We start from the raw sequence: 24,021 nt of genomic DNA on the forward strand, positions 1-24,021 counted from the left end.
GGTGAACGGCGGTTCACCACGCCGCTGAAAGTGCTTCTGCCTCCCATGATTCTCTGGTTCCATCGCCGCCGGGGTTCAAAGAGGGGGCGAAGGCATGAGAGCATTGATAGCGGCCGTTCTGACGCTGGCAGCGTCGGCCGCGGGCGCACAGACACTGGTCGAACGGGGCGCTTATCTCGTCAACGCGGTAATGGCTTGCAATAACTGCCACACACCGTTCGGGCCGAATGGTCCGGATCTTTCCAGGCTGTTGTCCGGCGGCCGCACGTTTGACGAGCCGCGGTTCAAGGTCACCGGATCGAACATCACTCCCGACAAGGAGACCGGCATCGGCAGTTGGAGCGATGCCGATTTCAAGACATTCCTGCGCACCGGTGTTCGCCCCAACGGCGTGCCGGTCGCGCCGATCATGCCCAATATCTTCTACACGGTTTTGACGGCGCGCGATCTCGATGCGCTGGTCGCCTATCTGCGCTCGATACCCGCGGTGCATCGCGAGACGCCGGCGCCCGAATACCGGGCCAGGTCACCGCAAGAGGTCGCGCCATACGCGGGACAGGCGATGACCGAGGCCGACATGGCCGATCGGGTCCAGCACGGCCGTTATCTGGCGGCCATCGCGCATTGCCTGGAATGCCATACGCCGTCGGGCGAAACCGGCCACGACTTCACCAAGGCAGGGCGCGGCGGCACGGTCTTCAAAGGTCCGTTCGGAGAATCAATCTCCGCCAATCTCACGTCGCATCCGACCAAGGGTCTCGGCGGCTGGAGCGACGACGAAATCAAGCGCGCCGTGACGCAGGGAATCTCGCGCGATGGACGCAAGCTGAAACCGCCGATGGCCTATGCCGCCTACGCGCACATGACGCCGCAGGATCAGAGCGCGCTGGTGGCCTTCCTGCGCACGCTGCCGGCGCGATTGAGGGCGATCACGCAAGCAGAAGAGAGCGACGCTCTCTTCTGTCGATGACAGGCGCAATGCACGTTCAGATCGTAGGGCGGATAGCGCTCCGGCTGATCCGCCCGACAAGAGCGCCTACCAGCCTTCCAGCACCAGCTTGCCGGTGGAGCGGCCGCTCTCGATCGCAGCGTGGGCGCGCTTGAGATTCTCGGCATTGATCTTGCCCATCACCTTGTCGAGGGTGGTACGCAGCACGCCGTTGTCGATCAGGTTGCCGACATCGTTGAGGAGGCGATGCTGCGCGATCATGTCGGAGGTCTGGAATGAGGATCGCGTGAACATCGATTCCCAGTGCAGCGAGCACGCTTTGCTCTTGAGCAGGGAGACGTTCAGCGTTGCCGGATCGTCGATCAGTCCGAATTTGCCTTGCGGCGACAGGATGTCGGCCAGTGCCGGGAAATGTTGTTCGGTGCCGGTCAGGCTCGCGATCAGCCGCACCGGCGGCAGTTTCAGCTTTTCGATCTGCTCCTTCAGCGGCTGGGTGTGATCGATCACCGCGTGCGCGCCGAGGTCGAGGCACCATTTGGTCGATTCCGGTCGCGACGCGGTGGCGACCACGGCAAGGCCAGTGAGGCGGCGCGCCAGTTGAATCATGATCGAGCCGACGCCGCCGGCGCCGCCGACGATCAGCAGCGTGCGCGGATCGATGCTCTTGCCGGGCTGCACATCCAGCCGGTCGAACAGGAGCTCCCACGCGGTGATGGAGGTGAGGGGGAGGGCCGCGGCCTGTGCGAACGACAGCGACTTCGGCTTGCGTCCGACGATGCGCTCGTCGACCAGATGATATTCGGAATTGGTGCCTTGTCGCTGGATCGAGCCGGCGTAATAGACCTCGTCGCCAGCCTTGAACAGCGTGACGTCGGGCCCGACCGCGTCGACAACGCCGGCGGCGTCGAAGCCGAGGATCTTGGTTTCGCCCGCCGGCGGCGCCGCCCGCATACGCACCTTGGTGTCGACCGGGTTCACCGAAATCGCCTTCACCGCGACGCGGATGTCGCGCCCCTTCGGATCGGGTTTGGTGGTTTCGAAATCGATCAGGGCATCCGCCGCATCGATCGGACGTGATTTGGTGTAGCCGACGGCCTTCATCCACGTGTCTCCGTTGCGATCGACGGCGATCAGCCGTCCTGGTGCGGTAGTTGTCGGTGTGGGGCAGCAAATGCAAGTACGGTCCGCGGTGGGAGATAGTACACCACGTGATACGATCCGCCGGAACCGATTGACCAACGCGCAATACAAAAGGGCCTCCGGCGCGTGCCGGAGGCCCTGATGGCGTCGTTGGCTCGTTTATGCGTCAGAAGTTGCGACGGATCTCGACCGCGCCCTGAAACAGGTTCTGGTCCTTGAGCTGGAACTGGGTTCCCGCGGCAACGCCGGGGATTGAGGTGCCCGTCGAGGTGAAGGTGCCGTTCAGATGCTGGTCCATCCTGACATAGGTGAATTCGGCCGCCAGCGTCAGGTCCTTCACGGGAGTCCAGGCCGTCCGGGTGCCGACTTCCGCCAGCGCCAGATCGAAGCTGCCGGTGGCGTTGGTGAAGCCCGTGCTCAGCCGCCCAGCATTGGCCGCAGTCAGCAGCAGCGAGTTGCCGCCGGAGCCATAACCGATGTGGCTGTACGAGCCGAACAACGACGTCCGCCACTGCGGAGTCCAGTAGTGCTCGTAGAACGCGGCCACCTGCCACGCATCGCTCTTCTCGATGCTGGTGCCGTTGCCGTAGACGCCGTCCAGGATGTAGCCGAAGCCCATGCCTCCATCGCCGAGCTTGGCGAGGCGACCGGCACCGGATGAATCCCAGCTGCCGCCGAACACGTACTTGGCCGCGCCGTTGGCGAACGCGCCGACGACCTTCAAGCTGTCGCCCGCGCCGGTCGGCAGATTCTTCAGCTCGAACGCGCCCGTGACCGCGAAGCCCCAGGTCGAATCCGGCTTGCCCGAGTCGCTGGTCGTGGGGGTGTAGTAGGTGCCGTGCACTTCATGGGCGGCCGCACCGAGGTGCAGCGTGCCCCAGGATTGGTCGAGCCGCAGGTTGGCGACGATATCGGGCACATGATCACCGCTCTGGGCGTTGCCCTGGAAAGTATTGGACGAGGTGCCGTAACCGGTGGTCGCGCCACCAAACGGTCCAAGCAGGGCGTTGGCGCCGGTCAGCGAGGTGTTGACGACGCCGGCCGAGCGATAGGGCTGCGCATCCTCGAGCGAGAGCGTGCCTGACACGCCGTTGCCGAACTCCGCGGTGTAGGACAATTGTGGAATACCGGTGTCGTTGTGCGAGCCGGACAAGCCGCCGGTGGTCGTGCCGATGATCGGCTTCGCCAGCGCCCACTGCGGATCGAACTGCGACACCGCCTTGCCGAAGGTGAAGCCTGCGAACTGGATGAACAGGAAGTCGTTCTCGACAAAGCCACCGGCGATATTCTCGCGGCCCTGCGAGAAGTCGAACAGCAGGCTGGCGTAGGTCCTGAGCACGCCATATTCGGTCTGGGTACGGGTATCGAGGTTCAGATAAGCGCGCTCACGGGCGCCGAAATAGTTGCGGTTGTAGGAATTCGCGCCACCGGTGCCGCCCTGGAAGAGCGGCACGTCCCATGGATTGCCGTTGAGGGTGGTGCCGATGCGGATGGCGCCGCCGATGCGGATGCAGGTGTCGGTGCCCGGGATGTAGTAGAAGCCTGCGCCGTACAGCGAACAGATTTTGACGTACTCGACAGCCTTGGCTTTGACCGGAAGATCGGCGGCTTGCGCCGAGGTCAGTGCAACGACGCCGGCTGCGGTGCCGAGCGCGAGGCTGGTGAGTGTTTTGCTGACGGTGCTGATGGATAGACGTTTGGTCATGACTTGCCCTTGATGAATCCTGCGGACATGCCCTCCCGCTTGGTGCGACAATTTATACCACCTGTCGCTGGAGCAGGCGTGCTGAGGGCGGTCAGGCAGGTTGAAAAAGCTACGCCGTGACTTTTAGGTCTCGCATCGAAGGTATGAGGCCACCTCACGCAGTTGCGAAATCGATGTCACGCGACTGACATGGGGTGACTCTTGCAGCGCACAAAAAGCGGGGCACAAACAAACAAGAGAAGACACTGACAAAAAAAGACCTCCGGCGGGGCACGCCGGAGGTCCATGGAGGTCAACAAAGATTCGCTCCGCTCTCGCGGTGTTTGTTGACGATCAGAAGCTGCGAGTCACCTGAGCGTGGCCAGAGTAGATGTTCTGGTCCCTGAGCTGGAACTGCGTTCCGGCTGCGATGCCCGAGGGCGTTCCAGCTGCAGTGTTGGTGAACGTACCAACCAGGTTCTGGTCGAGCCGGGTGTAGTCGAACTCCACCGCGAAGGTGAGGTTCTTGACCGGATCCCAAGCAGTACGGGTACCGACCTGAAGCACGCCAAACTCGAACGAGCCCGACGCGTTCGTGGTGCCGGTGCTCAGCCGACCGCCGTTGGCTGCCGAGAGCAGCAGAGCGTTGCCGCTGGAGCCGTAGTCGATGTTGCTGTACGAGCCGAACACCGAAGTGCGCCACTGCGGGTTCCAGTAGTGCTCGTAGAACGCGCTGACTTCCCAGGCCGTGCTCTTGCTGATCGACGTGCCGTTGCCATAGACGCCGTCAAGCACGTAACCGAATGCCATGCCATTGCCGTTGAGCCTGGCGAGACGGCCCGCACCAGCGGAGTCCCAGGTGCCGCCGAACACATACTTGGCCGCGCCGTTGGCGAAGGTGGCCTGCACCTTCAAGCTGTCGCCCACGCCGGTCGGCAGGTTCTTGAGTTCGAACGCGCCGATGACAGCGTAACCCCAGGTCGACTCCGGCTTGCCCGAGTCGCTGGTGGTCGGGGTGTAGTAGGTGCCGTGCACTTCGTGCGCGGCGGCACCGACATGCAGCGAGCCCCAGGCCTGGTCGAGGCGCAGGTTGGCAACGATATCCGGCACGTGGTCGCCGCCCTGGGCATTGCCCTGGAAGGTGTTGGCCGTGGTGCCGTAACCGGTGGTCGCCGAGCCGAACGGGCCGAGCAGCGCGCTGCCGCCGGTCAGCGAGGTGTTAGCGACGCCAGCCGAACGATAGGGCTGGGCGTCTTCCAGCGAAAGGCTGGCCGACACGCCGTTGCCGAATTCCGCGGTGTAGGACAACTGCGGAATGCCGCTGGCGTCGTACGAACCGGAGAAGAAGCCGCTGGTGCTGATGATCGGCTTGGACAGTGTCCACTGCGGATCGAACTGCGACACCGCCTTACCAAAGGTGAAGCCGGCGAACTGGATGAAGATGAAGTCGTTCTCGACGAAGCCGCCGGCGATGTTCTCGCGGCCCTGCGAGAAGTCGAACAGCATGTTGGCGTAGGTACGAACAACGCCGTATTCGGTGGCGGTGCGGGTGTCGAGGAACAGCGTGAACCGCGAACGGGTGGTGAAGTAGTTACGGTTGAACGAGTTCGCGCCGCCGGTGCCGCCCTGGTAGAACGGAACGCCCCAGACGCCGCCGTTGAACGAGGTGCCCGCACGCAGCGCGCCGCCGATGCGGACGCAGGTGTCGGTGCCCGGAATGTAGTAGAAGCCCGCGCCGTAAATCGAGCAGATCTTCACGTATTCGACCGCCTTGGCCTTGACGGGAAGGTCGGCTGCCTGGGCGCCGGTCAGTGCGACGAGACCCGCCGCAGTGCCGAGCGCGAGGCTCTTCATCGTGTTGATATAAAGTCGTTTGGTCATGACGTACCCCTGTAAAGATTATGGGGATGCCGCCTGCCGCCCTCCCGGATCGGCCGAACGCATCACCCAGTACGCCATGGATTGTCAGTGTCTGATGACGTCGACAGGATCAACTCCCGCCGCGCCTTTGGTTTGCCCCACAGCGCACCCCATGCCTTGCTTAAGCCATTTGTTTGACAGTTTTTCTGAGCTATCGTGCATGGCAGCGCTGCCGCACGTCGCTCGAAAGGTGGCCCCGACTTTTATGACGCGCGGCCCCCGTCCCGGAGAAAAATTTATGTCATTTTCCCCTCGAATCGGGGGATTTTGATGTCTAGATTTCCGGGCGGCGAGCACAAAATTCTAGGAAGCCCGAAGTGTTGCAGGAAGACCCCATGCCTCGATTATCTCCAATTGTTACTGCGTTTCTGTTTGGGTTGATGGCGGCCGCGAGCCCTGCTCACGCGCAGGATCGAATCGTGCCCAATTCGGCCAGCCAGCTGCGTCTGTCCTACGCGCCGATCGTACAGCGGGTGCAGCCGGCGGTGGTAAATGTGTACGCGGCGAAGGTGATTCAGAATCGCAATCCGTTGCTGGACGATCCGATCTTCCGTCGCTTTTTCGGTGCGCCGGGACAGCAGCCCGAGCAGATGCAGCGCTCGCTTGGCTCCGGCGTCATGGTCGATTCCTCTGGCCTCGTGGTGACCAACAATCACGTGGTCGAGGGGGCCGACCAGGTGAAGGTGTCGCTCGCCGACAAGCGCGAGTTTGAGGCCGAGATCATCCTGAAGGACAGCCGCAGCGATCTGGCGGTGTTGCGGATCAAGGACAGCAAGGAACGTTTTCCTACCCTCGATTTCGCGAATTCAGATGAGCTGCTGGTTGGCGACGTGGTGCTGGCGATCGGCAACCCGTTCGGCGTCGGCCAGACCGTGACCCATGGTATCGTGTCGGCGTTGGCGCGCACCCAGGTCGGCATCACCGACTATCAATTCTTCATCCAGACCGATGCGGCGATCAATCCCGGCAACTCGGGCGGTGCGCTGGTCGACATGACCGGCAAGCTGGTCGGCATCAACACCGCGATCTTCTCCCGCTCCGGTGGCTCGCAGGGCATCGGCTTCGCCATTCCCGCCAACATGGTGCGCGTGGTGGTGGCGTCCGCCAAGAGTGGCGGCAACGCGGTGAAGCGTCCCTGGCTCGGCGCGCGGCTGCAGGCTGTCACGCCGGAGATTGCCGAGACCCTCGGGCTGCCGCGGCCGACCGGTGCGCTGGTGGCAAGTGTGGTCACCGGCAGTCCGGCGGCGCGCGCTGGGCTGAAGCTGTCCGATCTGATCATGTCGATCGACGGTCAGGTGATCGACGATCCCAATGCGTTCGACTATCGGTTCGCGACCCGTCCGTTCGGCGGCAACGCCGCGGTCGAGGTGCAGCGCGCGGGCAAGACCGTCAAGCTGGCGATCCCGCTCGAGGTCGCGCCCGACACCGGACGCGACGAAGTCACCATCACGTCGCGCTCGCCGTTCCAGGGCGCAAAAGTCGCAAACATCTCGCCAGCGCTGGCGGAAGAGCTGCATCTCGACAGCAGCGCGGAGGGCGTGATCATCACCGAGATTGCCGACGGTCTGGCCTCCAATGTCGGTTTCCAGAAGGGCGATATCATCAGTGCGGTCAATGGCCAGAAGATCGCCAAGACCGGCGACCTGGAGCGGGTGACCCGAGAACCCAGCCGTCTCTGGCGCATCACCGTGGTGCGTGGCGGCCAGCAGCTGTCGGTCGTGCTCGGCGGATGAGCCCGAAACGACCGCAGTCATCGCCGTCGCTATTCGCCGCTGCCGGCCTCGAGCATGATGCGCCGCATCCGCTGCCGGACAAGCTGCGTCCGCGCACGCTGTCCGACGTGGTCGGACAGGATCACATCCTGGGGCCCGACGGCGCGCTGACGCGCATGCTGGAGACGCGCACGCTGGGCTCGCTGGTGTTCTGGGGCCCACCGGGCACTGGCAAGACCACCGTGGCGCGGCTGCTGGCGGATGCGACGGAGCTGCATTTCGAGCAGATCTCGGCGGTGTTTTCTGGTGTCGCCGACCTGAAGAAAGTGTTCGACGCCGCGCGTGCCCGCCGCGAAACCGGCAAGGGCACGCTGCTGTTTGTCGACGAGGTGCATCGTTTCAATCGCGCACAGCAAGACTCCTTTCTGCCGGTGATGGAAGACGGCACCGTGGTGCTGGTCGGCGCCACCACGGAAAACCCGTCGTTCGAGCTCAACGCCGCTCTGCTGTCGCGGGCGCGGGTGCTGGTGTTCCGCTCGCTCGATACAGCCGCGGTGGAAAAACTGTTCGCGCGCGCCGAGCAGGTCGAGGGCAGGCAGCTGCCACTGGATGACGAGGCGCGCGCCGTGCTGGTGCGGATGGCGGACGGTGACGGTCGCGCGTCGCTGACGCTGGCCGAAGAGGTCTGGCGTTCGGCGCGGGCGGACGAGGTGTTCAATGCCGAGCAGTTGCAGACCATCCTGCAGCGCCGCGCGCCGATCTACGACAAGTCCGCCGACGGCCATTACAATCTGATCTCGGCCCTGCACAAATCGGTGCGCGGCTCCGATCCGGACGCGGCGCTGTATTATCTCGCGCGCATGCTGGATGCCGGCGAGGATCCGCTGTTTCTCGCGCGCCGCGTGGTGCGCATGGCGATCGAAGACATCGGCCTCGCGGACCCGCAGGCGCTGGTGATCTGCAACGCCGCCAAAGATACCTACGATTTTCTCGGCAGTCCCGAAGGCGAGCTGGCGATCGCGCAAGCGGTGATTTATCTCGCCACCGCGCCGAAATCCAACGCGGCTTACATGGCGTTCGGTGCCGCGATGCGCACCGCGAAAGAAGCGGGCTCGCTGCTGCCGCCGAAACATATCCTCAACTCGCCGACCAAGCTGATGAAGTCGGAAGGCTACGGCGGCGGTTATCAGTACGACCATGATGCGCCGGACGCATTTTCCGGACAGGATTATTTTCCGGAGGAACTGGGCCGGCAGACGTTTTACGATCCGCCGGACCGCGGTTTCGAACGCGAGATCCGGAAACGGCTGGATTACTGGGCCAAGCTGCGCGCGCAGCGGAGATAGGGCAGGAGGCGACGGATATGGCTGGGGGTGTTCGTCGGGGCACCGCCAGTGCGGTGGTGTTGTTTGCATGCGCGATCACGGTCGGACTGGTTTTGCAGCTTTGCTCGGCGGCTGCCGAAACGGTTGAGGTTGCGCCAGGGGTGAAAGTCACGAAGCGGACTTTTCAAGCCCCGTTCAACGAGCAGCCGTTTTTTGGATTCGCTGAAAAGTCGGCGTCCTTGCGTGAAGCCGACGAAGCCTTTGTATCCTCCGTGGTCAAGGCTTCCGGCTCGCGCAAGAATGCTTTTGATGAGACGACCTCTCGCGCCTGGCGCGCGATTGCCGCAGGAAACATTCCCGAAGCAGCCAAGCGGTTCAACCAGGCGTTTCTGCTGGCGCCGGAGCAGAGCGAAGTCTTCCACGGCTTTGCCATTGTCGTCGCCGCCCGCTTCGACGATGCCGCGTTTTCCGAAGAGCTGTTTCAGATTGCCCGAAACCAGCCCGCGCCATTGAATACGGTGAATGCGGACTATGGGCGGTTTCTCCTGATGGTGAAACGCCCCCGCGATGCCCAACCTGTGCTGGAGCAGGCCGTCAAGGATGTGCCCGCATTTGGCGATGCGTGGTCAAATCTGGCCATTGCGCGGGTCCACAACGGAGATCATGTCGCGGCCTGCACGGCGGCGGCAGAGGCTGCCAAACTTTCCAATCCCGCAAACGTCACTGACGATCTGGCGTGGGTTCGCCGTGAGGCCAGATGCAGCTGAAAATGCGTATATCGCAAGCCGCTGAATGATCGAGGCTCGGGCGGCTTTGCCGCTGGAATGCGGCAAAAAATCTTTCATTTGCAACGATTTGACCGTGACCCTGGGCTCCTTTTGGGCTAGGCCATAACCTCACGCCCCGGAACGGCCGCAGTGCGACTCCGGGGCCCTGTGGCAAGAGCTGGACCAGGCAGACATCATGAGCCGTCGCGTCAAACGACCGTTGCAAAAATCGAGAGTTCCCGCGGGCGACCGCTTCCGGGATGAGCGCCCGAAGGGCAAGCCGCCGGCGCGTTCCGGCGCATCGAAATTCGGATCAAAACCGGGTGGATCGCGGCCGGGTGCCTCGAAGCCCGGCTTCTCGCCGCGTTCGGGCGCCGACAAACCCTTTACCCCCAGATCGTTTCCCGACGTGGATGTGCGACCGGTCGAAAAGCCGGATGCCCCGCCGCTGCCCACCAAGGTTCAGACCGTCACCGTGACAGCCGACGAAAACGGCATGCGGGTCGATCGTTTTCTCGAGGCGCGGTTTCCCGGGCTGTCGTTCTCCCACATCCAGCGCATCGTTCGCAAAGGCGAGTTGCGGGTCAACGGCAAGCGTGCCGACAGCAAGGACCGTATTGAAGAGGGCCAGAGCGTCCGCATTCCGCCGTTGAAGCTCGATGCGCCGAAGGGGCCCGCCCGCGAATTGTCCGAAGCGCAGCAGAAGACCCGCGATGCGCTGAAGGCGATGACGTTGTACGAAGACGCCGACGTCATGGTGCTGAACAAGCCGGCGGGCTTGGCAGTGCAGGGCGGTTCCGGCACCACGCGCCATGTCGACCAGATGCTCGAGGTGCTGCGCGATTCCAAAGGGCAGAAGCCACGGCTGGTGCACCGGCTCGACAAGGAGACGTCGGGCTGCCTGTTGATCGCCAAGACCCGCTTTGCCGCGTCGGCCCTGACCGGCTCGTTCCGGCATCGCTCCGCGCGCAAGATCTATTGGGCGCTGGTCGCCGGTGTGCCGAAACCGAAGCAGGGGCGGATCTCGACCTTCTTGGCCAAGGAAGAGCGCGAAGACGATTCCGTGATGGTCATCGCCGAGCACGGCGACGAAGGCGCGAGCCACGCCGTCACTTATTACGCCGTGGTGGAGACCTCGGCGCAGAAGCTCGCCTGGGTGTCGCTGAAGCCGGTGACGGGACGCACCCACCAGTTGCGCGCTCACATGGCCCATATCGATCACGCCATCGTGGGCGATCCCAAATACTTCAACAAGGAGAACTGGGAACTCCCCGGCGGGCTGCAGAACCGGCTGCATCTGCTGGCGCGCCGCATCGTGATCCCACATCCCCGCGGCGGCTTTATCGATGCCACCGCGCCGCTGCCGCCGCATATGCAGCAATCGTGGAACCTGCTGGGGCTGGAGGCCGACCGGTTCGATCCGATCGAGAATGCGCCGGAGGAGTGAGCTTGCAATGCGGCGCGGCCGTTCCGATATCTGGAGTATGAAACGGCTTGTCGCGATCATGCTGGTGGTAACGGCGGTGGTGGTATCCGCACCACCCCATGCGGTTGCGCAGATCATCGGGCCCAACTCGTCACCCTCGCTGCTCCCGCCACCTCCACCGGCGCCTCCGCCGCCCAAGATCGAAGTGGCGCCGATCCCCCAGATGAATGCGCCGCTTGGGACGCCACGGCCCAATCTCGAGCAGCGCGGCTCGTTCAGCGATCGGGTCGGGCGCTGCCTGGATTATGGGGCGTCGCAGGGGCTTGGCCCGAACGAGCGTTCCGAGTATTCACGCGCCTGCGCCAACTAAATAACGAACTGGGACGAGCTGATGCGAGAGTTGTTCGATGAGGTCGCGGGGAAATCACCGCTCGATCCCAACGAGTCGGCGCGTCAATCGTCGCGCGGGCCGCGGCGCAAACGGTTCTACAGCAGTGTCGATGTTGCTGAGACCGCGGACGGTTATGTCGTCACGCTGGATGGCCGCACTCTCAAGACGCCGGGCAAGCGGCTGCTGGCGGTGCCGGTTCGCGACATCGCGGCGGCAATCTCCGCCGAATGGGCGGCGCAGACAGACATTATCGATCCCAGGTCGATGCCGCTGGCGCGCCTCGCCAATAGCGTGATCGATGGCGTCACCGACCGTACGCAGGACGTGGCCGACGACATCGCCAAATATTTCGGCTCCGATGAGCTGTTCTATCGGGCCGACCACCCCGAAGCGCTGGTGGCGCGGCAGGCGCAGCATTGGGATCCGGTGCTGTTCTGGGCGGCGGAGACGCTGGGCGCGCATTTCATCCTCGCCCAGGGCATCCTGCATGTGCAGCAGCCGGAGGAGGCCATCGCCGCCGCCCGTGCCGCCATGCCCGCTGACGCCTGGCGTCTCGGCGCATTGCACATCGTGACCACGCTGACCGGCTCGGCGCTGCTGGCGCTGGCGCTGCTGCATCGCAGGCTGGATGCGGATGCAGTGTGGACCGCGGCCCATGTCGACGAGGACTGGAATATCGAGACCTGGGGCGCCGACGACGAGGTGATGAGCAAGCGTGCCGCGCGTCGCGTCGATTTTGATGCGGCGGCCAAGGTGCTGGTCGCACACGCCTGATATTGCTTGGAATATCTCTTGGGATTTTGTCACCGGTGTGTGGGCTTGAGGTTCCCTCGGTTAAGTGCGGATTAACGACGAGGGCCTAGCTTCGCCTCATACGAGGCCCCCCGCATGCCGATATCGATCAATCCCGTCTTTCCGGTCATCGCCGCTCAGGAGGCCGCGCCAGATCTGGTACTGCAGCCGGGTTCGGTGATCGATGCGCGAGTGCTGAAGGTGCTCGAGGCGGGTCTGGTGCGGATCGCGATCGCGAGCCTGGCCATCGATGTGCTGTCGGAAGTGGACGTCCAGCCGGGCGCGATGCTCAAACTTGCGGTGTCGCAGACGCCGGATGGCATTCGCCTCGCCATCATCTCGCCGGAAGACGGCAGCGGTGCCACGCGCCCGGCCGCGGTGATGTCGGCCGCCACCGATCTCTCCGCTATCGCAATTCCGCGCCCTGTGGGCACCCCGACGCCGACGCTGACCCCGGTTGAGGCGCTGGCGGTGACGGCGGCAGCGCAAGCCGCAGCCGTGAAACAGACGGGGTTGTCGCCGCTGTTCGCCAATGCCGCGGCAGTCGCGTCCTCCGATGCACTGCCGGAGCCGCTGCAGGCGGCAGCCCAGCAATTGCTGGCCGCACGCCCGGCACTGACCACCAGCCTCACGGGCGACGACATCAAATCGGCGTTTCAGAACTCGGGATTGTTTTTGGAAACCTCACTGGCGTCCGGATCTCCGTTGACGCAGGGCGGCATGCCGGATCTGAAGGCGGCGCTGGTGGTGTTTCGCCAGACCCTGTCGACCTGGCTCGACCAGGCCGCGCCCGCGACGGCGCCGTCGCCGGCCCAAGCCAGCGCTACGACCGCAGGCAATGCGCCGCGCGAAACCGCGGGACAGCCTGCTGCCATCGCCTCGCTGGTGCCCGATATCGATGTCGAGGAAGTGTATCTGCCGAAAGCCCTGCTGCCGGTGGCGGAGGAGTTTTTCGCCTCTGACGCCCGCGGCCAGATGTTCACCGCTGGAGCTCCGCCCACAAGCCCCGGCGCGCGGGCCGCGGCTGTTACGGCCACTTTGAACATCCTGCAGGACGCTGATGGTGCGGTGCCCGCAGGCATGATCGAGACCATCCGGCGGATGGTGGACGGCAAACTCATCATCGAACCTGTGATCACCTCGGCGCGTGGCGCTCCGATGGCTGACGAGGGGTTCGCGCGCACCGACATGCCGCCACCACCGTTCCGCGGCGCGGCGCCTGCGCCGCAGCAGGTGGCATCGCCATCGATTGCCTCCGATGCCACGCCGGTCGAGGCCGTGCGCCGCCTGATCGATGATGCCGATGGCGCGATCGCCCGCCAGACCCTGCTGCAGATCGCGTCGCTGCCCGATCGCACCGACGTGCCCGGCGTGAGGATCGATCCCAGCGTGCCGCGCTGGAATTTCGAGATTCCATTCAGCACGCCACAGGGAACGGCGGTGGCGCAGTTCGAGATTTCGCGTGATGGCGGCGGCAAGTCCGCGTCGTCGGCGCATCGGGTCTGGCGCGCGCGCTTTTCCCTCGATGTCGAGCCCGCCGGTCCCGTGCATGCCATCGTCACGCTGACCGGGGAGACCACGTCGGTGCGGATGTGGGCGGAACGTCCCGCCACCGCGATGCAGTTGCGCGACAATGCCGTCCAGCTCACCCAGGCCTTGCGCCAGGCCGAGCTCGAGCCCGGCGATATCGTGATCGGCGAAGGCACCCCGCCGCAGCCGGCCGTGGTGGCGCCCGCCGGGCATTTCCTGGATCGTGCCACATGAGCGTGAAACCGGTCAGTTCGCTTGCGGTCGCGCTGCATTATGACAAGCAGGGCGCGCCGCGCGTTGTCGCCAAGGGCAAGGGCTCGCTCGGTGACAAGATCATCGAGGTCGCCAAGGCCAACAACATCCCGATCCAGGAAAACGAGGCGCTGGCCGGTGCATTGTCCAATGTGGAGCTTGGCGACGAAATTCCCGCCGAACTCTACAAGGCCGTGGCCGAAGTGCTGATTTTCGTGCTGCGGCTGTCGGGCCGCGTGAGGTGAGCGGGCGTCAAAAGCGTCATCTTTTCACCAAGATATCGGATGTATTGACGGGCATTATCTGAAATCCAGGTGTATCCGGGAACAGCCTTGATCAATCGTCGTCATGCCCTTGCGTTGTCTTTGGGACTGCTTGCTGCCGCGAGCAGACGTGCGTCCGCGACCGTGGCGCCGATGAAGAACGTCATCCAGGACAGCCTGGCCAAGCACTTCAGTGACAACGGCACCCAGGGCACTTTCGTCGCCTACAAGGTCGACGACTACACCGTGATCGCGAGCGATGCGGAGCGCTCCGGCGAGGCGATGCTGCCGGCTTCGACTTTCAAGATTCCGAATTCGGTGATTGCGCTGGAGACCGGCGTGGTCGGCGATCCCGACAAGGACGTGTTCAAATGGGATGGCGTCGTCAGATTCATTCCCGAATGGAACAAGGATCACACCTTGCGCTCCGCCATCGCCGCATCCGCCGTGCCGGTCTATCAGGAGATCGCGCGTCGGATCGGCGAGGAGCGGATGCAGAAGTATCTCGCCGCGTTCGATTACGGCAACCATGACATCGGCGGCGGCATCGATCGCTTCTGGCTTACCGGCGACCTGCGCATCGATCCGGTGCAGCAGGTCGATTTCATCGACCGGCTGCGGCGCAATGCCTTGCCGGTGTCCAAGCGGGCGCAGCAACTGACGCGGGACATTCTGCCTATCACCAAGGTGGGCAATGCCACCATCCGCTCCAAGACCGGACTGATCGGCGTCGACGACAAGACGGAAGGTGGTGGCGCCCGTTCCAGCGTCGGCTGGCTGGTGGGCTGGGTGGAAAAGGACGACAAGGAAACCGTGTTCGCCCTCAACCTCGACATCCGCGAAGAGCACCACCGCGCCGCCCGCATGAAACTCGCCGAACAGTGCCTGACGGATATCGGCGCGCTTTAATCCTCACGCGCTTGCTTTCGCAGGTACGATGGCGAGCGCCCGCCGGCTCGGCAACGCCAGCGCGACGATGGCTGCGGCGAACGACAGTGCCGCTGATACCCCGATCGCGACCGCGAATCCGCTGTTGAACGCCTGCGGCGAGGCGATGCTGCCGCGTGTCGCGAACACGGCCACCAGCAGCGCCACGCCGAACGCGCCGCCGAGAAAGCGCGACATGTTGAAGATGCCCGAAGCCTTGCCGATCTCCGTGAGCGCCACCGCGCCCAGAACGGCATTCTGGGCCGCGGGCATCGCCAGCGAAATGCCGGCTCCCGCGAGAATGAGTGGCGCCAGCAGATGGACGAAAGCGAGACCGGGGGTGGCGATCAGCGCGATCCAGGCAAAGCCGATCGCCTGCAGCAGCGTACCGCCCGCCACCAGCAGGCGCTCGCCAAGCCGATTGACAAGCCGGCCGCCGATCGGCGCGAATACGAACAGTGTCGCGGTCCAGGGCAACAGCCGCAATCCGGCGTCGAGCGGGCCGTACGACTGCGCGGTCTGCAGGAACTGCGGCAGGAAAAACACCACGCTGTACATCGATGCATAGAACAGGAAACTCGCTCCGATCGCGGATGAGAAGCCGATGTTGCGAAACAGCCGCATCGGCACCATGGGCGCCGGTGTCCTCAACTCCCAACCGACGAAGGTGGCGGCTGCGATCAGTCCCACGATCAGCGCGGTGGCCACTTCCGTACTGGCCCAACCGACATGATTGCCGCGCACCAGCGCCCACACGATCGCGAGTGTCGCGCCTGTCACCAGTGCCAGCCCTGGCATGTCGAGTGCGGCCGGAGGACCGAAGCTTTCCGGGCAGTGGCGCAACAGCAGCAGGATGACGACACAGCCGATCGGCAGGTTGATCCAGAAGATCCACTGCCAGGCGAGACCGCCGGCGATCGCACCGCCGACCACCGGACCCACGATCAAGGCAAGCCCGGTGATGCCGCTGAACAGGCCCAGCACACGGGCACGCTCCTCGCGCGTAAACGTGGCGCTCAGCAGCGCCATTGCCAGCGGCATCACCAGCGCCGCACCCATGCCCTGGATGGCCCGTGCCGCGATCAATGCGCCGATGTCGCGCGCCAGCGCGCAGCCAACCGATGCGGCCACGAACAGGCCGAGACCGGCGGCGAAAATGCGCCGGCGGCCGAACCGGTCGCCGAGCGCGGCGCCGGTCAGCAGCAAGACCGCGAAGGTGATATTGTAGGCATTGAACGTCCATTCCAGCGTGTCGATCGAAGTCTGCAGATCGGCGCGGATGGTGGTCAGTGCCGTTGTCAGAGTAAGTGCGTCCAGCGCGACCATGAAGGAGGCGATGGAGGTCAGCGCCAGCACCCAGGTTTTGGCGGTCTTGTGTGGGTCGTCGGTCATCGGGTGGGTCCTCGGTTGAAGCGGGGACCGGCGGTTCTTCGACGTTTCTTGGATCGCAGGCGCCGGCCGTCGATGACCAAGACGAACGGCCGGCCATAAAAGACTCCGGAAAATTTTTCATCGGAGCTGGAATCCTTCCGGTCAGCCCGAACGTCTTGGGGGTGAGAGCGGTGGGAAAGGCCCAGCCGAGGAGATCACTGATGAAACGGATGATTGTGCGCTATAAGACCAAGCCAGAGAAAGCTGCGGAGAACGAACGCTTGATCCAGAACGTGTTCCTCGAACTGGGCGCACGATCCCCCGGCGGCTTGCGTTATGCGGCGCTGAGGCTGCCGGATGATACGTTCATCCATGTGGTGGAACGCGATGACGGCACCGATCCGCTGCGGGAACTCAATGCATTCCAGGCTTTCCTGAGCGGAATTCAGGAGCGCTGTCTGGAGCCGCCGCAATCCGGCGAAGCGGTGATCGTGGGCAACTACAGAATGATCGGCGAAGGACGAAACCCATGAGCTGCACAGGGCGGTGGCGCGGCGCATGAGCATGTTGTCCTCCACCGACGCAAACGCCCGTGACGTCTTCAACCGGGTGCTGGGCGAGCTGCGTCCGAAACTGCATCGTTATACCGCGCGCATGACCGGCTCTGCGATCGATGGTGAAGACGTGGTGCAGGACGCCATGCTGAAGGCGATCGAAGCGTTCTCGGTGGCGGGGACCATCGTCAATGTGGAGGGCTGGATGTTCCGGATCATCCACAACACCACGCTGGATTATCTGCGCCGCCGCGGCCGGCAGAGCGCGCTGTATGCCGACAGCGATCCCGACATGGTAGCCGATCCCGCGTCGGTGATGAGCGAACATGAGATTGCGGCCACCAGCCTGCGCACGTTCATGCAGTTGCCGCCGGCCCATCGCAGTTGCGTCATCCTGATGGACGTGCTCGGGCATTCGCTGCAGGAGATTGCCGATCTCTCCGGGCTTACCATTCCCGCGGTCAAGGCGGCGCTGCACAAGGGCCGGCTGCGGCTGCGCGAACTGGCGCAGACGCCCGATGGCCGTGCTCCGTCGGTGCTCGACGAGGCCGAGCGCGGACGGCTCGCCGCTTATGTCGATCGTTTCAATGCGCGGGATTTCGATGCGCTGCGCGACCTCCTGGCCGACGATGTCCGGCTTGATCTGCTCGGCAAGAGCCGGTTGCAGGGGCGCAAGGACGTCTCGCGCTATTTCGAGAACTATGCACGCCTGGTCGACCTGCGTGTTGCGGTCGGGATGGCTGATGGCCGGCTGGCGCTTCTTGTGTTCGAGACGGACAAGCCGGCCCAGGGGCCGATCTACATCGTGGTGCTGGAGTGGCGCGAAGGCCGGATCGCGCATATCCGCGATTTTCACTATGCGCGTTACGCGATGGCAGACATCGAACTCGGTGGTTGACCGGCTGAGCTGTCAGGCCGCGGCATCTTGCGCCGTCATCGCCGCCCATCGTCCCGGCGACAGGCCGTAGGCTTTGGTGAAATGGCGAGTCATGTGGCTTTGGTCGGCGAAGCCGCAGGTGACGGCCGTATCGGCAAGTGATTTACCCTGGCGGATCAGCGAACGCGCCCGGTCGAGGCGGCGCAAGACCAGATAACGGTACGGGCTGGTGCCGAGGCAGGCGCGGAAATGCCGCGCCAGTTCGTACCGCGACAGCCCGGTGGCCGCTTCCAGGTCGGCCGATGTCACCATTGCCCCCGCATGATCATCCAGCACCGCGCGCGCCACGTTGACTGCCCGCCAGTGCCGCGCCGAGACTCTGCGCCGCGCGATCGACGGATCGGCCGAGGCGAGCGCGTCCGCCAATGCGGCGACGATCTGGTCGCGCTGCAACTCCTCCAGCGGCAGATCAAGATCATCGAGCGCAGGCAGGATTGCGGCTGCGATGCGCCGGTCGGTCGAGACGGCGTCGCGCACAAAGGGCAGGGGACTGCGCGTCTCGTTGAGCGCCTCGTGGATGGCGCTGGGCTCGATATAGAGCATTCGGTAACGAAAGCCGGCGTCGCTGCCGGCGCGGCCGTCATGGACCTCATCCGGGTGCAGCACCAGCACCTGGCCGGGCATGCTGTGTTGTGCCGCGCCGCGGTAGCGGAACGACTGCACGCCGTGGAGCGTAATACCTATCGCATAGGTGTCATGGCGATGCGGACCGAACGCGGCTCCAGCAAAGAAAGCCTCGAAGCGCTCCAGGCCCTCCGCCGGGGGTGCGCTCCGGATCCAGTCGGCGCCAGGACCCCACGATCGTTCAAGACGCCCCTTTGCGCTGTCGTTCATAAAAGTCGTCATGGATATTCATAACAGAAACGCGATCCGATGGAGAGTGCGGTGGATGGTTGGCTCGGCTTCGTTCTGGCCGCTCTTGCGCTGGTCGGAAGTCCCGGTCCGGCCACACTGAGTCTTGCGGCGACCGGTGCCGCATTCGGCGCCCGTCGTGGCCTCGGCTACATGGCCGGGATCATCGGCGGCATGATGGCCGTGATGGGGATTGTCGCCACCGGTGTCATGGGCGTCGTGCTGGCGCTGCCGGGTGCGACGCCCGTGGTGGCCACCCTGGCGGCAGGGTATTTCGTCTATCTCGCTTATCGCATCGCCACGGCGCCGCCACTGACCGGGCGGCCCGACACCGATCGCCAGCCATCGTTCACCGCGGGCGTGCTGCTGTCACTGATCAATCCGAAGGGATACGCCGCCATGGCGGCGTTGTTCTCCGGCTTCGTGCTGGTCCATGAGCGCCTTGCGCTGGATGCCGCGATGAAGGTAGGCGTGCTGTCGCTGCTGATCGCCGCGGTCAATGTGGCCTGGCTTTGTTCCGGCGCAGCGCTGACGCGTGCCTTTCGCAATCCCCGCAGCAACCGCGTCATCAATGTGGTCTTCGCAGTTCTCTTGATTGCATCGGTCGGCGTCGGGCTGCTGCTTTAGGGCGCAAGACGGAGTGCTCCTGGTATGACATGATGACGACTCATCGAAGTCATAATGGGAGGACAACGATGGTCCAGTTCAAGCGGCTGACGCTGTGCGATGACGGCGAGCATCCGGTCGACGTCAATCTCGACGCCGTGCTGTATTACAAGCGTGGTGGACACAGCACCACGCTGCATTTCGTCCATGACCATCGTCTCTGCGTCAAGGAAACGCCGGACCAGATCAGGGATGTCGCGTCGCGGCCCGAGCCTCGCTGAGAGGGCGAGGCCAGGATAAGACCGGCCGCTGATCCCCTTAATTCGAACCGGCAGCGCCCGCGGTGAAGCTGCGGTCGACGGACTTGCTCACGTCGACTTGCTTACTGACGATGCCATAGCGGGTGGCGCGGTCCGACGCGGCCTGGAACTCCCGCACCACGGCGTCGTCGATGACGATTGGGCTGGTGCGTTGCGCCGTGTAGGCGCGGGCCAGCACGTCCTCGGGCAGTTTCGTCAGCTCCGACGTGTTCTTCGCATACTCGGCGATATGGTCGAGCGACCACAGCCGCGCCTTGTCGAGCCGCTGCAGGAAATCGGCGACGGCCGCGCGCTTGGTCGCAATGGCGCTGTCGGACGCAACGATGAAGGTGATGGTCGGGGTCAGCCCTTGGCCGTCGGCCACGACGCGGGCATTATCCTTGAGTACGGCGAAGGAAACGTACGGCTCCCACACCGCCCAGCCGTCGATCGATCCGGCAACCAGTGCGATCTTGGCATCCACCGGGCCGAGCGGCGCGAAGGTGGCGTCCTCGATCTTGTAACCGGCCTTTTCCAGTGTCGCTGAGATCAGGAACTGACCCCAGCCGCCGCGCGTGCCGGCCAGCTTTTTGCCCTTGAGATCGGCGGCGGCTTTGATCGGTGAATCGTTGCGCACCAGGATCGCCTGGGTGCGCGCGTCGGAGCGGGTGCCGCCAATCGCCTTGATCGGCGCGCCGGCCGCATAGACCGTCAGGAACGAGAGATCGCCGGTGTAGCCGACATCGAGCGCGCCGGCGTTGAGGGCTTCCAGGATGGGCGCGGCCGCCGGGAATTCCGACCATTCGATCTTGTAGGGCAGGTCCTTGGCGAGGCCCGAGATCTCCAGTAGCGACCGGTTGCCGCCTTTTTGGTCGCCGACCCGCAGCGTCACCTGGTCCGCCGCGGAAGCCGACGTTGCAAACGCAAGCGTGAGCGCAAAAGCGGCAATCGTGCGTCGTGTGAAGCCAGTTTCAGCAAATCTCATTGATAGGTCCTTCCAGGCAATCCGTCTTGCATGACGTCGATGCGTATTCGTATGGAGGAGTGGCCTGTGGTCAATGAAATGGTCCGCTGAAGATTTTGATGTATAGGCAAGGATCGTCTCGAAAACCGCGACTTGGCGGAATAGTTGCCGTGCTGCGAAATCGTTACCTCCTGACCAGCGTTGCCGTGGAGAGAATGTCTCCCGTGCATTTCACATTCAAAATTCCATTTCATTGACGATGAACCGGGTGCTGACCATCATCACCGGCATGATTTGATCGATCGCGAGCCGGAAGCGGGCTGCAACCCTTCTCATGATCTGCTCGCCACGATCGGATTAAAAATCATTGGGGTGTCGGCGCCGTATCGGCTCGACGCGTAGGCGATGACGCTTGCGCGAGCGGGTTTCTGTGCGCTGTTGAGGAGATCGAGCATGGACAAGCGGGACAACGGCAGCCTCATTCATCGGCGGGCGCTGCTGCAGGGAGCCGCAGCCGCGGCCTTCGCTGCACCAATCGGTGTATTTGGCGCGCAGGCCTTCCCCGGAAGGTCGGCTCCGGCAAACATCGATTTCTCGGAATTTCCCATTTGCAAGACGGCGTCCGATGCGCCGGCGCTGACGGGCGCGCCGCGCAAGCTGAAGCTGTCATGGAACGCGGGCGCCGTCTGTCTCGCGCCGCTGCCGGTCGCCATCGACAACGGCTTTTTCCAGAAACACAATCTCGATGTCGAACTCGTCAATTACAGCGGCTCGACCGACCAGTTGCTGGAGGCGATCGCCACCGGAAAATCCGATGCCGGTCTCGGCATGGCGTTGCGCTGGCTGAAGCCGCTGGAGCAGGGATTTGATGTCAAGATCGCGGCCGGCACCCATGGCGGTTGCATGCGGGTGCTGACGCGCACCAATTCCGGTGTCGACAAGCTCGCCGACCTCAAGGGCAAGGTGGTCGGCGTCGGCGATCTCGCCGGGCCTGACAAGAATTTTTTCTCGATCCAGCTCGCCAAGCAGGGGATCGATCCCAATAAGGATGTCGATTGGCGTCCGTTTCCCGGAAATCTGCTGCAGCTAGCGGTCGACAAGGGCGAGGTGCAGGCGTTCCTCGCCTCCGATCCCCTCGCTTATCTGTGGCTGAAGAACACCGCCTATAAGGAAGTCGCCTCCAATCTGGACGGCGACTACAAGGACAAGACCTGCTGCATCGTCGGCCTGCGCGGCAGCCTGATCCGCGAAGAGCCGCAGACGGCGCGTGCCATCACCCAGGCACTGCTGGATGCTGCGATGTTCACCTCGCAGAATCCGGAAAAGGCGGCGAAATCCTTCCAGCCTTACGCGCCCAAGAACGCCAGCCTCGCCGATCTCGAATGCATGGTGCGTTATCACACCCATCACCATCATCCGGTCGGGGAAGTGCTGAAGCGGGAACTGAAGGCCTATGCGGACGATTTGAAGAGCGTGTCCGTGTTCAAGGCTTCGACCGACACGGCGAAATTCGCGGAGAAGATCTATGTCGACGTTTTCGGCGTCTGACGCCGGTCCGTATAGCGCCCCGCGGACTGGCCGCGACGGCGTCGTCGTTTCGCGGCTTCAGGCGGCCTTGCGGCTGATATGGCCGGCCGCCATCAGCTTCGCAGCCGGGGCGGCATGGTTTGCTTTTGGATTTTCCTGCCTCTGGCGGGACGATCTCGGCGACTGGTCCCGGACCCATGAACTGGCCATCACGGCGTTCGTGATCGCCGCGGGGCTTGCGGTCGTGGCTGCTGGGGGCAAATGGCTGGGGCGGGTCGGTGCGGTCGTGCAGCAGCGCGCACCTTGGTTTCTGGTTTTGGGTATCGCCCTGACGATATGGGAGATCGCGACGGCAAAACTGGCCTGGCTGCCGCTGCCGTTCTTCCCGCCGCCGCAGGCGATTATCGAGGTGTATACCGACGATCTGCCCAAGCTGCTGGACAGCGTCTGGGCGTCGGTCAAATTGCAGCTCGGCGGCTATGTCATCGGCGCCACCGTCGGTTTCCTCACCGGTGTCTCGATCGGCTGGTCGCGCAGCATCGGCTATTGGGTGCATCCGGTGTTACGCTTCATCGGTCCGCTGCCGGCGACCGCATGGCTGCCGATTGCATTCTTCACGTTTCCGTCGAGCTGGAGCGCCAGCACCTTCCTGATCGCGCTCGCGACTGGTTTTCCGGTCACGGTGCTGACCTGGTCGGGCGTGGCGAGTGTCAGCAACGCCTATTACGACGTGGCGCGCACGCTGGGGGCCAAGCCATCGTTCCTGGTGCTCAAGGTGGCGATCCCGGCAGCGCTGCCGCACGTGTTCGTTGGCCTTTTCATGGGACTGGGATCGTCGTTCGCCGTGCTGGTGGTGGCTGAGATGATCGGCGTTAAAGCGGGGCTCGGCTGGTATCTGCAGTGGGCCCAGGGCTGGGCCGCCTATGCCAACATGTATGCCGCGCTGATTGTGATGTCGCTGTTGTGCTCCGGCGCGATCACGCTGTTGTTCAGGGTGCGCGATCGGGCGCTGGTTTGGCAGAAGGGTGTTGTGAAATGGTAGCGCTTGCGACCAGGCTGCCGCCGGCGGGAGCCGCGCTCGACGTCGATCACGTCAGTCATCAGTTCGATATCGACGGCCGCGTGCTGCCGGTGCTCGACGATGTCAGCTTCAACGTCGCTCCCGGAGAGTTCGTGGCGTTGCTCGGGCCGTCCGGCTGCGGAAAGTCGACCCTGCTGCGTCTGGTCGCGGGGCTCGAGCCGCCGCGATCCGGTGTCGTTCGTGAGGACGGCGACCTGATCACCGGGCCCTGGCCGTCACGCGTCGTGGTGTTCCAGGATCCGACGCTGTTTCCCTGGCGAACCGTCTGGAACAATGTCGCGCTCGGCCTGGAGGCACAGGGCATCCTGCGCACCCAAAAAAGCCGGGTCGATGCCGCCCTCGAACTGGTGGGGTTGTCCGGGTTCCGCGATGCCTATCCACACCAGCTTTCTGGCGGCATGGCGCAGCGCGTCGCGCTGGCCCGGGCGCTGGTCAATGATCCGAAGATTCTCGTGCTCGATGAGCCGCTTGGCAAGCTCGACTCGCTGACGCGGATCACCATGCAGTCGGAACTGGTGTCGTTGTGGCAGCGCAGCGGGTTTACCGCTTTGCTGGTCACCCATGACGTGGAGGAGGCGCTGTTTCTCGCCAACCGTGTCATTGTGTTCAGCGATCGTCCGGCGCGGATCAAGGCCGACATCCAGGTCGACCGTCCGTATCCGCGTCATCGCGGCGATGCGCGCCTCACGGAGCTGCGGCGCGAAATTCTCGGCCTGCTTGGGCTCGATGCCACCTGGTAGACCTAAGGCGAA

General features: G+C 64.0%; 23 protein-coding genes. 17 read left to right on the top strand and 6 right to left on the bottom strand.

Annotated elements, in window-relative coordinates; translation table 11 throughout:
* Positions 1 to 94 precede the first annotated feature (94 nt).
* The gene (locus tag RS897_RS28315) at positions 95 to 970 is read left to right on the top strand and encodes a c-type cytochrome (RefSeq protein WP_315832007.1); all 876 of its coding nucleotides are present in this window, start codon (positions 95 to 97) and stop codon (positions 968 to 970) included.
* 66 nt (positions 971 to 1,036) lie between these two features.
* On the opposite strand, the gene RS897_RS28320 is transcribed toward RS897_RS28315, so the two are convergent.
* The 3 genes from RS897_RS28320 to RS897_RS28330 form a co-directional block, all read right to left on the bottom strand.
* Positions 1,037 to 2,050, bottom strand: coding sequence for a zinc-binding alcohol dehydrogenase family protein (locus RS897_RS28320; protein ID WP_315832008.1), 1,014 nt, complete (start codon positions 2,048 to 2,050; stop codon positions 1,037 to 1,039).
* Between the two features lie 205 nt (positions 2,051 to 2,255).
* Positions 2,256 to 3,794, bottom strand: coding sequence for a porin (locus RS897_RS28325; protein WP_315832009.1), 1,539 nt, complete (start codon positions 3,792 to 3,794; stop codon positions 2,256 to 2,258).
* 333 nt (positions 3,795 to 4,127) lie between these two features.
* Positions 4,128 to 5,654 (bottom strand): porin, encoded by a 1,527-nt coding sequence (locus RS897_RS28330; RefSeq protein WP_315832010.1) that lies wholly within the window; start codon positions 5,652 to 5,654, stop codon positions 4,128 to 4,130.
* A gap of 419 nt (positions 5,655 to 6,073) precedes the next feature.
* On the opposite strand from RS897_RS28330, the gene RS897_RS28335 reads away from it, so the two are divergent.
* The 9 genes from RS897_RS28335 (at position 6,074) to blaOXA (ending at position 15,060) form a co-directional block, all read left to right on the top strand.
* On the top strand, positions 6,074 to 7,426 hold the full coding sequence (locus RS897_RS28335) for a DegQ family serine endoprotease (protein ID WP_407654573.1): 1,353 nt from the start codon (positions 6,074 to 6,076) through the stop codon (positions 7,424 to 7,426).
* The gene (locus RS897_RS28340; RefSeq protein ID WP_315832012.1) at positions 7,423 to 8,751 is read left to right on the top strand and encodes a replication-associated recombination protein A; all 1,329 of its coding nucleotides are present in this window, start codon (positions 7,423 to 7,425) and stop codon (positions 8,749 to 8,751) included. The genes RS897_RS28335 and RS897_RS28340 overlap by 4 nt, the downstream gene beginning before the upstream one ends.
* Positions 8,752 to 8,768: 17 nt before the next feature.
* Positions 8,769 to 9,497 carry a tetratricopeptide repeat protein gene (locus RS897_RS28345; RefSeq protein ID WP_315832013.1) on the top strand — a complete coding sequence of 243 codons (729 nt, stop codon included), beginning with the start codon at positions 8,769 to 8,771 and terminating at the stop codon, positions 9,495 to 9,497.
* Between the two features lie 196 nt (positions 9,498 to 9,693).
* Positions 9,694 to 10,944, top strand: a complete 1,251-nt coding sequence (locus RS897_RS28350) for an RluA family pseudouridine synthase (RefSeq protein ID WP_315832014.1) — start codon at positions 9,694 to 9,696, stop codon at positions 10,942 to 10,944.
* A gap of 37 nt (positions 10,945 to 10,981) precedes the next feature.
* The gene (locus tag RS897_RS28355; RefSeq protein ID WP_315832015.1) at positions 10,982 to 11,293 is read left to right on the top strand and encodes a hypothetical protein; all 312 of its coding nucleotides are present in this window, start codon (positions 10,982 to 10,984) and stop codon (positions 11,291 to 11,293) included.
* Between the two features lie 21 nt (positions 11,294 to 11,314).
* Positions 11,315 to 12,088 carry an ATP12 family chaperone protein gene (locus RS897_RS28360; protein WP_315832016.1) on the top strand — a complete coding sequence of 258 codons (774 nt, stop codon included), beginning with the start codon at positions 11,315 to 11,317 and terminating at the stop codon, positions 12,086 to 12,088.
* A 114-nt stretch (positions 12,089 to 12,202) separates the two neighbouring features.
* The gene (gene fliK, locus RS897_RS28365) at positions 12,203 to 13,870 is read left to right on the top strand and encodes a flagellar hook-length control protein FliK (protein ID WP_315832017.1); all 1,668 of its coding nucleotides are present in this window, start codon (positions 12,203 to 12,205) and stop codon (positions 13,868 to 13,870) included.
* Positions 13,867 to 14,133, top strand: coding sequence for an EscU/YscU/HrcU family type III secretion system export apparatus switch protein (locus tag RS897_RS28370; RefSeq protein WP_315832018.1), 267 nt, complete (start codon positions 13,867 to 13,869; stop codon positions 14,131 to 14,133). The genes fliK and RS897_RS28370 overlap by 4 nt, the downstream gene beginning before the upstream one ends.
* Before the next feature lie 87 nt (positions 14,134 to 14,220).
* Positions 14,221 to 15,060: a class D beta-lactamase gene (gene blaOXA, locus RS897_RS28375; RefSeq protein ID WP_315832019.1), complete on the top strand. Its 840-nt coding sequence runs from the start codon at positions 14,221 to 14,223 to the stop codon at positions 15,058 to 15,060.
* 3 nt (positions 15,061 to 15,063) lie between these two features.
* On the opposite strand, the gene RS897_RS28380 is transcribed toward blaOXA, so the two are convergent.
* Positions 15,064 to 16,470, bottom strand: a complete 1,407-nt coding sequence (locus tag RS897_RS28380) for an MFS transporter (protein WP_315832020.1) — start codon at positions 16,468 to 16,470, stop codon at positions 15,064 to 15,066.
* Between the two features lie 200 nt (positions 16,471 to 16,670).
* Between RS897_RS28380 and RS897_RS28385 the strand changes: the two genes are divergently transcribed.
* Entirely contained in the window at positions 16,671 to 16,982 is a 312-nt protein-coding gene (locus tag RS897_RS28385; protein ID WP_315832021.1) for a hypothetical protein, read from the top strand.
* Between the two features lie 25 nt (positions 16,983 to 17,007).
* Positions 17,008 to 17,901: a sigma-70 family RNA polymerase sigma factor gene (locus RS897_RS28390; RefSeq protein ID WP_315832022.1), complete on the top strand. Its 894-nt coding sequence runs from the start codon at positions 17,008 to 17,010 to the stop codon at positions 17,899 to 17,901.
* Between the two features lie 12 nt (positions 17,902 to 17,913).
* Here the strand turns inward: RS897_RS28390 and RS897_RS28395 are convergent, their stop codons facing one another.
* A complete protein-coding gene (locus RS897_RS28395; RefSeq protein WP_315832023.1) occupies positions 17,914 to 18,774 on the bottom strand; it encodes an AraC family transcriptional regulator in 861 nt (286 codons plus the stop codon).
* Positions 18,775 to 18,825: 51 nt separating this feature from the next.
* Here RS897_RS28395 and RS897_RS28400 point away from each other — a divergent pair, with 51 nt between their 5' ends.
* Positions 18,826 to 19,419, top strand: coding sequence for a LysE family translocator (locus tag RS897_RS28400; protein WP_315832024.1), 594 nt, complete (start codon positions 18,826 to 18,828; stop codon positions 19,417 to 19,419).
* 68 nt (positions 19,420 to 19,487) lie between these two features.
* Positions 19,488 to 19,679, top strand: coding sequence for a hypothetical protein (locus RS897_RS28405; protein ID WP_315832025.1), 192 nt, complete (start codon positions 19,488 to 19,490; stop codon positions 19,677 to 19,679).
* 37 nt (positions 19,680 to 19,716) lie between these two features.
* On the opposite strand, the gene RS897_RS28410 is transcribed toward RS897_RS28405, so the two are convergent.
* Entirely contained in the window at positions 19,717 to 20,682 is a 966-nt protein-coding gene (locus RS897_RS28410; protein ID WP_315832026.1) for an ABC transporter substrate-binding protein, read from the bottom strand.
* A gap of 432 nt (positions 20,683 to 21,114) precedes the next feature.
* Between RS897_RS28410 and RS897_RS28415 the strand changes: the two genes are divergently transcribed.
* The 3 genes from RS897_RS28415 to RS897_RS28425 are packed head-to-tail and all read left to right on the top strand — an operon-like array spanning position 21,115 to position 24,009.
* Complete coding sequence (locus RS897_RS28415; RefSeq protein WP_315832027.1) at positions 21,115 to 22,209, top strand: ABC transporter substrate-binding protein; 1,095 nt, start codon at positions 21,115 to 21,117, stop codon at positions 22,207 to 22,209.
* The gene (locus RS897_RS28420) at positions 22,187 to 23,230 is read left to right on the top strand and encodes an ABC transporter permease (protein ID WP_315832028.1); all 1,044 of its coding nucleotides are present in this window, start codon (positions 22,187 to 22,189) and stop codon (positions 23,228 to 23,230) included. The genes RS897_RS28415 and RS897_RS28420 overlap by 23 nt, the downstream gene beginning before the upstream one ends.
* The gene (locus RS897_RS28425) at positions 23,224 to 24,009 is read left to right on the top strand and encodes an ABC transporter ATP-binding protein (protein WP_315832029.1); all 786 of its coding nucleotides are present in this window, start codon (positions 23,224 to 23,226) and stop codon (positions 24,007 to 24,009) included. Before RS897_RS28420 ends, RS897_RS28425 begins: the two co-directional genes overlap by 7 nt.
* Positions 24,010 to 24,021: the final 12 nt, after the last annotated feature.

The organism is Bradyrhizobium prioriisuperbiae (assembly GCF_032397745.1).
GTDB classification, from domain to species: domain Bacteria; phylum Pseudomonadota; class Alphaproteobacteria; order Rhizobiales; family Xanthobacteraceae; genus Bradyrhizobium_A; species Bradyrhizobium_A prioriisuperbiae.

Excerpts from the sequence above, each read along its gene's own strand:
- RS897_RS28340 (WP_315832012.1), top strand. The coding sequence starts at position 7,423 with ATGAGCCCGAAACGACCGCAGTCATCGCCGTCGCTATTCGCCGCTGCC.
- RS897_RS28360 (WP_315832016.1), top strand. The coding sequence starts at position 11,315 with ATGCGAGAGTTGTTCGATGAGGTCGCGGGGAAATCACCGCTCGATCCC.
- RS897_RS28355 (WP_315832015.1), top strand. The coding sequence starts at position 10,982 with ATGAAACGGCTTGTCGCGATCATGCTGGTGGTAACGGCGGTGGTGGTA.
- RS897_RS28390 (WP_315832022.1), top strand. The coding sequence starts at position 17,008 with ATGAGCATGTTGTCCTCCACCGACGCAAACGCCCGTGACGTCTTCAAC.
- RS897_RS28345 (WP_315832013.1), top strand. The coding sequence starts at position 8,769 with ATGGCTGGGGGTGTTCGTCGGGGCACCGCCAGTGCGGTGGTGTTGTTT.
- RS897_RS28330 (WP_315832010.1), bottom strand. The coding sequence starts at position 5,654 with ATGACCAAACGACTTTATATCAACACGATGAAGAGCCTCGCGCTCGGC.
- RS897_RS28415 (WP_315832027.1), top strand. The coding sequence starts at position 21,115 with ATGGACAAGCGGGACAACGGCAGCCTCATTCATCGGCGGGCGCTGCTG.
- RS897_RS28405 (WP_315832025.1), top strand. The coding sequence starts at position 19,488 with ATGGTCCAGTTCAAGCGGCTGACGCTGTGCGATGACGGCGAGCATCCG.
- RS897_RS28410 (WP_315832026.1), bottom strand. The coding sequence starts at position 20,682 with ATGAGATTTGCTGAAACTGGCTTCACACGACGCACGATTGCCGCTTTT.
- RS897_RS28425 (WP_315832029.1), top strand. The coding sequence starts at position 23,224 with ATGGTAGCGCTTGCGACCAGGCTGCCGCCGGCGGGAGCCGCGCTCGAC.
- RS897_RS28385 (WP_315832021.1), top strand. The coding sequence starts at position 16,671 with ATGAAACGGATGATTGTGCGCTATAAGACCAAGCCAGAGAAAGCTGCG.
- RS897_RS28350 (WP_315832014.1), top strand. The coding sequence starts at position 9,694 with ATGAGCCGTCGCGTCAAACGACCGTTGCAAAAATCGAGAGTTCCCGCG.
- fliK (WP_315832017.1), top strand. The coding sequence starts at position 12,203 with ATGCCGATATCGATCAATCCCGTCTTTCCGGTCATCGCCGCTCAGGAG.
- RS897_RS28325 (WP_315832009.1), bottom strand. The coding sequence starts at position 3,794 with ATGACCAAACGTCTATCCATCAGCACCGTCAGCAAAACACTCACCAGC.
- RS897_RS28315 (WP_315832007.1), top strand. The coding sequence starts at position 95 with ATGAGAGCATTGATAGCGGCCGTTCTGACGCTGGCAGCGTCGGCCGCG.
- RS897_RS28380 (WP_315832020.1), bottom strand. The coding sequence starts at position 16,470 with ATGACCGACGACCCACACAAGACCGCCAAAACCTGGGTGCTGGCGCTG.
- RS897_RS28420 (WP_315832028.1), top strand. The coding sequence starts at position 22,187 with ATGTCGACGTTTTCGGCGTCTGACGCCGGTCCGTATAGCGCCCCGCGG.
- RS897_RS28335 (WP_407654573.1), top strand. The coding sequence starts at position 6,074 with ATGGCGGCCGCGAGCCCTGCTCACGCGCAGGATCGAATCGTGCCCAAT.
- RS897_RS28370 (WP_315832018.1), top strand. The coding sequence starts at position 13,867 with ATGAGCGTGAAACCGGTCAGTTCGCTTGCGGTCGCGCTGCATTATGAC.
- RS897_RS28395 (WP_315832023.1), bottom strand. The coding sequence starts at position 18,774 with ATGAACGACAGCGCAAAGGGGCGTCTTGAACGATCGTGGGGTCCTGGC.
- RS897_RS28320 (WP_315832008.1), bottom strand. The coding sequence starts at position 2,050 with ATGAAGGCCGTCGGCTACACCAAATCACGTCCGATCGATGCGGCGGAT.